We start from the raw sequence: 2,545 nt of genomic DNA, 5'->3' as shown, positions 1-2,545 counted from the left end.
TATGCCTTCGCCGAGGCCACGGTGCCCAAGGTCACCGTCATCGTGCGCAAGGCCTACGGCGGCGCCTACTGCGTCATGAATTCCAAGCACATCCGCGGCGACGTCAACCTGGCCTGGCCGACGGCCGAGATCGCGGTCATGGGCCCGGACGGGGCGGTGGAGATCATCTACAGCGAGGAGCTGAAAAAAGCCGAGGACGCGGGCAAGAAAAAAGAAGAACTGAAGGAACTTTACCGCGACCTGTTCGCCACCCCCTACAGCGCCGCCAAGAAAGGCTACATCGACGACGTGATCGAGCCGGCCGGCACCCGCCTGCGCCTGATCAAGGCCCTGGAGATGCTGGCCTGCAAGCGCGACGCCAATCCGCCCAAGAAGCACGGCAACATCCCGCTGTGAACCGGAGAAATGAAATTGGGCATCAAGAAAAACCTTGACCGCTGGTTCGCCGGCCGCCGCCCCAAGGCCGCCGTCCCGGACGAGGCCCTCAAGGTCCCCGCCGAAAGGACGCCGCCGCCCGCCGCTGCCCCGGACGCAGCGGCAGTGGAGCCGGAGATCGCGGCCGTGATCGCGGCCGTTCTGGCCGTCGAGGTGAAAGTGTTCATGGCCTTGCAGGGGCATGGCTTCACCTTCAACGAGGACGGCCAGCCCCAGGGCTGGAGCGAATGGGGGCGGCTGCTGGTCCGTCCTTACCAAGGAGTGCGCTAACATGAGTGAATATGTCTTGACCATCAACGGGAAGGAATACCGCGCCGAAGTGAGCGAGATCAACGCCGAGCAGGCGCGGATCACGGTCAATGGCAGGGAATTCCAGGTCGGTTTGCAACAGCTGGGATTGAGTAAGCTGCTGCCGGTGGAGACCAAAAAGGGCGAGTCCCGGACCGAAGCGGCCGCCACCGTGCCGTCGGTCAGGCCGGCCCTGGAAGCGCCGCCGGCCGGGGGCGATGTTTCCAATATCGTTAAATCGCCGTTGCCGGGGCTGATCGTCGACGTCAAGGTCGGAGCCGGCGAGAAGGTCAAGGCCGGCCAGGTCATCGTGACCATGGAAGCCATGAAAATGGAAAACCAGATCCAGGCGACCATCGATGGCACGGTCAAGAAGATATTCGTCAAGAAAGGCGACAACGTGGCCGAGGGCGATACCTTGATCGAGATCGCCCGCTCGGACATGGCCAGCCTGTAAATTCCGCAAAAGGAGCAGTCCATGAGCAAAATCATTTCGGTCGTTCCCAATATCTCGGAAGGCAATGACCAGCAGTTCATCTCCGCCCTGGTCCAGAAGCTGAAAAACATCGAGAACCTCCTGGTGCTGGATGTCTCCTGCGACAGCGTCCGCAATCGCACCGTGTTCTCCTTCACCGGCCCGAAGGCAGCGATCTTCGCCGGCGGCCTCACCCTGTACCGCGAAACCCTGAAGCAGGTGGACATGAGCAAGCACAAGGGGCAGTATCCCCGCCTGGGGGCGGTGGACGTCTTTCCCTTCGTGCCGCTCAAGGACGCCACCATCGAGGAGACGGTGGCCATGGCCGTGGAATTCGCCCAGAAGGTCGCCGCCGAGTTCGACCTGCCGGTTTACCTGTTCAGCGAAGCGGCGCGCTTCCCCATGCGCCGCTACATCGAGAACATCCGCGAGGGCGAGTACGAGGGGCTCGAGCAGAAACTGAAAGACCCGCGCTGGAAGCCCGACTACGGACCCGACACCTTCAATCCCAGCGCCGGGGCGACGATCATCGGCGCCCGCCATCCGCTGCTCAGCTTCACGGCTTTCCTGGACAGCGGCGACATTACGGTGGCCCGGGCGTTGAGCGAGATCATCAAACATGCCAACGGCGGCTTGTCCCATGTCAACGCCTACGCCGGCATGGACAGCGAGAACAACCTGGCCGAGATCACGGTGACCAACTCCAACTACCGGGCCATGCCCATGTACCGGGTGCTGGAGATGCTGCGCTCGGAGGCCAAACGCTTTGGCGCCACCGTGCGCAGGGTGGAGATGATCGGCCTGATCCCGGAGAATGTCTTCATCGAATCGGCTTTTTATTACATGGGCATCCGGGATTTCTCCCTGGACAAAATCCTGGAGCGCAAGATCCAGACTCACCTGGACGAGACCAAGCAGGCGAACTGACAGCCGTTCCTATCGCGCCACCCCCGTATCCGGTTCGTAGGAAACAGTCGGGAATCGTATTATTTCGACGGTGAAGGATTGACTTTTTTTGTTTTAGCCCGGTATAACTCCTTTTCCCAAATGAATGAAAAAGAGATGACAGCCATCCTGATTTTTATTTATCTCTGGGTCAGCGAATTTATCCCGATGATTGGAAACGGGGGCAGAGTGAAAACAAATTGATTATTGAGGTTCGGCATACAAGGAACAGTGATATTGATAAGAGCCATGAATAATTTTTCACTCTACTTTAATTTATTTATTTGATATACTAAAAACAAAAGGTAATTGTAAAAGATTTTGCACCAATTTAAGATGGTGCGATGGACATAAGAAGCTTTGAAAAGCTTGTCAGGACTGAAAACACGGCCAAGCGTTATT

The 2,545-nt window shown here is 58.3% G+C and carries 4 protein-coding genes; all 4 read left to right on the top strand.

Annotation, left to right across the window (positions count from 1 at the left end; translation table 11 throughout):
- Nucleotides 1-396: methylmalonyl-CoA carboxyltransferase (locus NTW95_04760; protein ID MCX6556728.1), on the top strand; the 396-nt coding region annotated here is incomplete at its 5' end.
- A 9-nt stretch (nt 397-405) separates the two neighbouring features.
- Complete coding sequence (locus tag NTW95_04755) at nt 406-705, top strand: hypothetical protein (protein MCX6556727.1); 300 nt, start codon at nt 406-408, stop codon at nt 703-705.
- Between the two features lies 1 nt (nt 706).
- A complete protein-coding gene (locus NTW95_04750; protein ID MCX6556726.1) occupies nt 707-1,180 on the top strand; it encodes a biotin/lipoyl-binding protein in 474 nt (157 codons plus the stop codon).
- 21 nt (nt 1,181-1,201) lie between these two features.
- A complete protein-coding gene (gene ftcD, locus NTW95_04745; protein MCX6556725.1) occupies nt 1,202-2,125 on the top strand; it encodes a glutamate formimidoyltransferase in 924 nt (307 codons plus the stop codon).
- Nucleotides 2,126-2,545: the final 420 nt, after the last annotated feature.

Source organism: Candidatus Aminicenantes bacterium (assembly GCA_026393795.1).
Classification (GTDB): Bacteria; Acidobacteriota; Aminicenantia; order UBA2199; family UBA2199; genus UBA2199.
Note: the sequence above shows the minus strand (reverse complement) of the source record. Positions and strands in the feature narration are given on the sequence as shown.